Genomic DNA, 7245 nt, shown 5'->3' on the forward strand with positions numbered 1-7245 from the left:
TCACGCCGCTGCGTTGGCGCTGCCCATAACAGTATGTTGTAACTATTTAGGCATGAAACAGAAAACGACAGGGCTTATTCGCCATCCAATCCATGAATAGGTTTGACCGTCGCCCAGGAGCGGCAGGAAGGACAGTGCCAATACAGCGACTGTGAAGTGAAACCGCATTTGCGACAGCTATAACGCGGTTTGGTCTGAATCTGTTCGCCCACCATGTTGCGCAGCACGGCCAGGCTCTCTTTGGCACGCCCATCCTCCGCATCACGCAAGTGGTAATCGATCAATCGATGAAATACCCGCATGGTCGGATGGCGTTGCAACTGGCGGGTTACGTACATTTGTGCGGCTTCGGCGCTGTCCAGTTGCTCCAGAGTATCCGCCATCATCAGATCCGCCGTAGAACCACTCTTCTCTTCCACGCAACGGCGTAAAAAAGCGATCCAACTCTCTGGTTGTTGCAGATACTGATAACATTCGCGCAGCATCGGTAGCGTTTCACTGACAAACTCTTTGTCTTGCTCCAGCACTTGTTCCAACACGCCCACTGCGCGCTCGTACTGCTGTTGCGCCATCAGGATGCGCCCCACCATGATAGAAACCCTGGCGCATTGTTCATCGGCCGCTGCGGCTTTTTTCAACAACCCCATCGCTTTATCCATATCATCGCTACCCATCGCCTGCAGTGCCTGCTCGCAATAAAAATGCGCAATCTCTGCGCGCAACGGGTCTTTACCCAGTTTGACTAGCTTCTCCGCCGTATCAATAGCATTCGGCCAGTCACTGGTAGATTGATGTATCTGCAATAACTGTTGCAGAGCACCAACGCGAAACTCATCTTCATCAACCAGTTGTTTGAAAATCCCTTCCGCGCGGTCATACAGCCCGGCAGTCATATAATCGCGCCCCAGTTGCTGCACGGCCAACAGCCGCTGCTCAAAACTGAGAGACGCACTTTCCGTCAGCGCCTGATGAATGCGGATGGCGCGATCCACTTCGCCGCGAGAGCGAAACAGATTGCCGAGCGTTAGATGGGCTTCGAAGGTATTGCTGTCGTCCTTGAGCATATCGAGAAACAGCTCAACAGCTTTATCTTGTTGGTTGGAAAGCAGGAAGTTGACACCTGTCACGTATTCTCGCGACAGGCGGTTGGCCTCATCCTGTTTGTCCTGCTGTGCGCTCCTGCGCCCCATATACCAGCCATAGGCGGCGGCAACCGGCAGCAACAGAAACAGCAGTTCTAACATACAGAGTGATTCCTTAGTGGGTAGCCGACTCGGCAGAGCTGGCGCCAGCCTCTCCCGGAACAGTCAGTTGCTGCTCAAGTCGTTTGATTTTACGTTGTTCGCGTGCCAGCGCAATGCGCAGGCGTAGATAAAACAGGCCGCAAACGCCCCACCCTAGAACGAACCCGGCGGCAAACAATGTCGCCAGCAACGTCGATAGCCGGTATTCCCCTTTGGCCAGCAGAAAATTGAAGGTAATGGCCTGATCATTATGCGCGCCCAGCGTGACAGAGATGATGAAGATCGCCAGCAACAGGAGAAAAATCAGTATGTATTTCACATTCAAGCCCTGTGATATCGCCTTAAACGGATGAATTATGCCAGATTTTGGCTGTAGCCCCCACAAAATTAGCATCTCCGCCGCCGGGAAGGAAACGCCATCAGGGATGTCCAGAGTGTATTTGATAAGGATGGCTGGGTTGACGTGGTGTCGAACTCGCCCGCCAGGAACATCCGGCGGGCGGCGAGACTTAACGCTCAGTGCGTGTGGGCATGGCGCCGTGCTCCGTTCTGTTACGCCGCAATGGTTCACCTATCGTTGCAACATCGCCCCGACGCAACAGCCACCAGCCTGCCAGCATGGATAACAACGCGCTGATGATTGTCGACGCCACCAGATCCCTTGGCCAATGCATCCCCAACACCAAGCGGCTAATCATGACGGCCACAGCCCAAAGCATCAGCAACGCCACGGTGCCGTAGCGATGACGCCCCCCGAGCACACCGGCCGCCAACAAGGCCCAAGACGCGACAAACATGGCGTGCCCCGAGGGAAACGCATAACCGCTGCCCTTCTGCCAGTGCAGTTTTAACCAATCTGGCAGCGATGTAGCTTGCTGCAATTGGGCCGCCACCAGCTCGCCGCGCGCTGAACCGGGCAGCGTATAAAAATCCTGTACGGCGATCTGATGGGCCCGTTCCAGCCAGACCACGAAAGGCCGGGGTTCCTGCACCCACACTTTGACGCATTCCACCACGACCTGCCCCAGTGTGATGGTGCCTATCAATACGCACCACAGCGCTAGCGCCTGCCGCCGCCCAAGTCCAGCGCGCCAAAGAAACCAGGCCGAAAGAACCAGCGCGGTGAGAAATCCCCACGGCGCGCTGACCGTTTCCGTGATCCAGAACAACGGACGCAGCCACCACCCCGATAGTTCTGGTTTCCATTGCCAACCACTTGCCCATACCAACAGAGGAATCACCAATAGCAACAAGGCGCCGACTACGATGCGACGGGCAAAATACAACATTTTTTCTCCCTATAATTCAGATGGATATTTAAAAACAAATTTTTCACAATGTTATCAAAAAGGGGGACATACTTTGTCAGTATGACGTAAACTAGCCAACAGAACCGTCAACAACACCGCGAACAGGGTTAGCTACTCTCATATCAGGTCAATGCTGACCGAGCACTGTAGGCTCAGGGTGCTTTCAAGGATTCCGGTAGTATCTGATCAACGATTCTTCCTCGTCGCACGGCGGAGGGATCAATCATCATTGCTTTGGAGATAAACATGCAGCTAAAACGGGTGGCGGAAGCCAAACTACCCACCCCGTGGGGCGATTTCCTGATGGTAGGCTTTGAGGAAACGGCGACCGGCCGCGATCACTTGGCGCTGGTCTATGGCGATATTTCCGGCGCAGAGCCGGTACTGGCCCGGGTACATTCAGAATGCCTGACAGGCGATGCGCTGTTTAGTCTGCGCTGCGACTGCGGCTTTCAGTTGGAAGCGGCGCTGAGCCATATCGCTGAAGCAGGGCGCGGCGTGTTGCTTTACCATCGTCAGGAAGGCCGTAATATCGGCCTGTTGAACAAGATTCGCGCCTATGCGCTGCAGGATCAGGGCGCAGATACCGTGGAAGCCAACCATCAGTTGGGATTCGCCGCCGACGAGCGGGACTTCACACTGTGTGCAGACATGTTCAAATTATTGAATGTCGATGCCATACGACTGCTGACCAACAACCCTAAAAAAGTCGAGATATTGGCGGAAGCCGGCATCAATATCACCGAGAGAGTGCCGCTTATCGTCGGCCGCAATCCGAAGAACGAAAAATATCTGAAGACCAAGGCGGCCAAAATGGGCCACCTGCTGGATATCAAGTAATACGCGCAACGCCTGGCCTGACTCCGCCAGGCGTTTTTGCCTCAGTGTTTGATAATGTAAATATCCTTGCTGTAAAAATCCCCTTTCAAATCAGATCGAAACCCGCCGACATAGGGTTTCACCATCTGGCTGCGCACATAGTAATAGATTGGAATCAGCGGCGTTTGCTGTTGCAGTATGGTTTCCGCCTGATGGTAGTAGCGATTACGCTCATCCAGCGTACCGGCCAGCGCGGCCTTTTCCAGCAGGCCGTCATACTCTTGGTTGCTGAATCGGGTGGAATTGTTGCTATCGCCCGTGCGCAAAGTATAGAAATAGGTCGTCGGTTCATTGTAATCCGCCCCCCAGGAACTTCTCACCAGATCGAAATTCCCGTTACGCATGGTATCCAGCATGGTTTTCCATTCCTGATTAAGCAGCGTCACCTCTGCTCCCAGATTCTGCTTCCACATCGAACTGGCGGCGATCGCTATCTTCTGATGCGCTTCGGACGTGTTGTACAACAATTGGAATTTCAGCGGATGAGCGGCGTCATACCCGGCTTCGGCCAACAGTTTTTTAGCCTGTGCATTGCGCTGCTGCTGTGTCCAGTCCGCCCATACCGGCTGCTGACTCGTGTACCCGGCCATGCCACGCGGCACATAGTTGTAGGCAGGCAGCTGCCCCTGACCCAAGACTTTTTCCGCAATGATCGCTTTATCCAGCGCCAAATCGAGCGCCTGCCTGACGCGCGAGTCGTTAAACGGCGCTTTAGTGGTGTTGATTTTATAAATGTAGGTCGACAATTGCGGTGATACCCGTACTTCGTTCGGCAGCTCGCTTTGCAGCGCTTTGAACAGCTGCGGCGGCATGGTGAACGTCACATCCACCTCTCCTGCCTTGTAGCGGTTCACCTCTGCCGTGTTGGCGACGATCGCCAGATAAGTGACCTGATTCAACACGGTATGCGCATTGTCCCAATAGTGGGGATTACGCTTGGCGATAATGCGTTCATTCACCACCCACTCCACCGGCGTAAATGGACCGCTGCCGACAAAGTTGCCCATTTGCGTCCATTTATCGCCGTATTTTTCCACCACGGCTTTCGGTATCGTACTGGTCACGTAGTGATCGACCATCGGCAGAAAATACGAGAGCGGCTGATCAAGCGTAATCTGTACCGTTAGCGCATCCAGCGCGTTGACACCCAGTTCCGAGGGCGATTTTTTGCCCGCGATGACATCCGCCGCATTCAGTACATGCATACTGGCGACAAAAGATTGATAAGGAGACAACGTTTTCGGATCCGCCAAACGCCGCCAGCTGAATACAACATCATCGGCACTCATCGGGCTACCATCAGACCACGTCATTCCAGGGCGAAGATGGAAAGTCCACACGCGATTATCCTGATTCTCCCAGCGTTCAGCCAAGCCCGGCGAGATCGAACCATCGTCGTTGACCTGCACCAATTTTTCAAAAAAATCGTGAACCAGATTGCCTTCCACGTCGCTTTCTGCACGCTGCGGATCCAGCGAAGCGGGGTCGGAACCGTTGGCGCGAACCAACTCTTGTTTATCCGCCAGTTGAGTCCCGGCCGGCACCACGGCGGCCGATGCAGCGCCAGCATAGAGCGCTCCGAATAGAACTAGCCACCATGCTTTGTGATTTTTCATTTACTCTCCATATAATTTTTTATTATGAATCATGATGTTGCCTACCCACATTCATACATCACCCCATCAACAAGCTCAAGCGGACAACGCCATTTATCGGTGTCGTCCGCCACACATGTTAAACCACGTCAACCTCACGCGGCCTGGCCACTTTTGTGGTTATCGCGGCCTTTTGCCACCCTGCGTCTGCTGCCCCACCATTTTGCGGATCACATACTGCAAAATGCCGCCATGCTGGTAGTAGGCCAGTTCATTCGCGGTATCGATGCGACATCGCATATCGACGTGTTGCACTTCACCATCGTCACGCCTGAAGATCACTGTGACTAGTGCTCCCGGTTGCAATGTATCCAACCCGGCGATAGACACGCGCTCAGCGCCGGTCAGGCGCAAGGTGTGACGGCTTATGCCCGCAGGAAACGCCAACGGTAAAATCCCCATGCCGATCAGGTTAGATCGATGGATACGCTCAAACGACTCGGCCATCACGGCCCTCACTCCTAACAAACGCGGCCCTTTGGCAGCCCAGTCGCGGCTGGAGCCGGAGCCATACTCTTTGCCGGCGATCACCACCAGCGGGATACCTGCATCGCAATAGCGTACCGCGGCATCGTAAATGGTCATCTCCTGCTGCGATGGAATATGTCGGGTGAAACCGCCTTCCCGTCCGGGCACCATTTCATTGCGGATACGAACATTGGCGAAAGTCCCCCGCATCATGACCTCATGATTGCCACGCCGCGCGCCATAGGCGTTGAAGTCAGGCTCGGCGACGCCGGATTGCAGCAGGTAGCGCCCCGCGGGGCTCTCACTACGGATGCTGCCCGCCGGTGAGATATGGTCGGTGGTAACAGAATCCCCCAATAGCGCCAAAATACACGCCTCGTTGATGTCGTTGACCGGGGGCGGCTGATGCGTCATCTCGTCAAAAAATGGTGGTCGGCGGATATACGTGGAATTCGCTGGCCAGCGATAGGTCGGTTCCTCGCCGACTGCGATCGCCCGCCATTCTTCGCTCCCCTCAAACACTGAAGCGTACTCATGGCGAAATTGCTCAGCGCTGACGCACTGTAACGTCGCGGCCACTTCCGCCTCGTCAGGCCAGATATCGCGCAGATACACCGGCTGGCCCTGCGCGTCGTGGCCCAGCGCGTCCCGGGTCAGGTCAACGCGGATATTGCCGGCCAGTGCATAGGCCACCACCAACGGCGGCGAGGCCAGCCAGTTGGTTTTTACCAACGGGTGGATGCGACCTTCAAAATTACGGTTCCCGGACAGTACCGCGGCGACGGCCAGATCATTCTGTCGGATGGCCGCTTCAATCGCGTCGGACAAAGGGCCCGCATTGCCGATACATGTCGTACAACCGTAGCCGACCAGATGAAACCCCAGTGTCGCCAGCGGTTCCAGCAGACCGCTACGCGCCAGATAATCGGTGACAACACGCGACCCCGGCGCCAACGACGTTTTCACCCAGGTTTGGCGGCGCAATCCACGTCTGACAGCGTTACGTGCCAACAACCCGGCCGTCATGAGTACGCGAGGATTGGAAGTGTTGGTGCAGGATGTAATGGCGGCAATCACCACCGCACCCGCGTCAAGCGGCGCAGGCTCACCGCCAGAGGTCGGTTTCTCTATACAGCGCGTTCCCGCAGTAGTCGTAGACAACTCCTGGCTGGCGCGAAATGCCGCCGGTACATCGGCCAGCGCGACGCGATCCTGCGGGCGGCGCGGCCCAGCCAGGCTGGCTTCCACGGTTGACATATCCAATTCCAGTCGGCTACTGAAACAAGGCTCATCCCCCGGCTGACGCCACAACCCCTGTCGCTTGCTGTACGCCTCGACCAGTGCTATCTGTTCTTCACTGCGGTTAGTGAGCCTCAGATAATCGAGCGTCACGGCATCAACCGGAAAGAAACCGCAGGTTGCGCCATACTCCGGTGCCATATTGGCCAACGTGGCGCGATCGGCCAGCGGCAAGGTGTCCAATCCATCACCGAAGAATTCGACGAACTTGCCGACCACACCATGCCGACGCAACATCTGCGTGACGGTCAGTACCAAATCCGTCGCCGTGATACCCGGCGCAAGTTTTCCCGTCAGTCGAAATCCCACCACATCCGGGATCAGCATGGACACCGGCTGCCCCAGCATCGCAGCTTCCGCTTCGATCCCCCCGACGCCCCACCCCAGCAC

The 7245-nt window shown here is 55.7% G+C and carries 6 protein-coding genes; 1 reads left to right on the plus strand and 5 read right to left on the minus strand.

What is annotated here, in order from left to right:
* Nucleotides 1–74: 74 nt before the first annotated feature.
* From lapB to pgpB, 3 genes are all read right to left on the minus strand, one after another.
* Nucleotides 75–1244: a lipopolysaccharide assembly protein LapB gene (gene lapB, locus HEP82_RS05100; RefSeq protein WP_192457088.1), complete on the minus strand. Its 1170-nt coding sequence runs from the start codon at nucleotides 1242–1244 to the stop codon at nucleotides 75–77.
* 13 nt (nucleotides 1245–1257) lie between these two features.
* Nucleotides 1258–1563 carry a LapA family protein gene (locus HEP82_RS05105; RefSeq protein WP_192457089.1) on the minus strand — a complete coding sequence of 102 codons (306 nt, stop codon included), beginning with the start codon at nucleotides 1561–1563 and terminating at the stop codon, nucleotides 1258–1260.
* Nucleotides 1564–1753: 190 nt separating this feature from the next.
* The gene (gene pgpB / locus HEP82_RS05110; protein WP_192457090.1) at nucleotides 1754–2533 is read right to left on the minus strand and encodes a phosphatidylglycerophosphatase B; all 780 of its coding nucleotides are present in this window, start codon (nucleotides 2531–2533) and stop codon (nucleotides 1754–1756) included.
* Nucleotides 2534–2800: 267 nt separating this feature from the next.
* On the opposite strand from pgpB, the gene ribA reads away from it, so the two are divergent.
* On the plus strand, nucleotides 2801–3394 hold the full coding sequence (gene ribA / locus HEP82_RS05115) for a GTP cyclohydrolase II (protein ID WP_012765313.1): 594 nt from the start codon (nucleotides 2801–2803) through the stop codon (nucleotides 3392–3394).
* Between the two features lie 41 nt (nucleotides 3395–3435).
* Here ribA and HEP82_RS05120 read toward each other — a convergent pair whose 3' ends face one another.
* The gene (locus HEP82_RS05120; RefSeq protein ID WP_192457091.1) at nucleotides 3436–5049 is read right to left on the minus strand and encodes an ABC transporter substrate-binding protein; all 1614 of its coding nucleotides are present in this window, start codon (nucleotides 5047–5049) and stop codon (nucleotides 3436–3438) included.
* A gap of 159 nt (nucleotides 5050–5208) precedes the next feature.
* A partial coding sequence (gene acnA / locus HEP82_RS05125; RefSeq protein ID WP_192457092.1) for an aconitate hydratase AcnA occupies nucleotides 5209–7245 on the minus strand: 2037 nt, incomplete at its 5' end.

The organism is Musicola keenii, assembly GCF_014855505.1.
Classification (GTDB): domain Bacteria; phylum Pseudomonadota; class Gammaproteobacteria; order Enterobacterales; family Enterobacteriaceae; genus Musicola; species Musicola paradisiaca.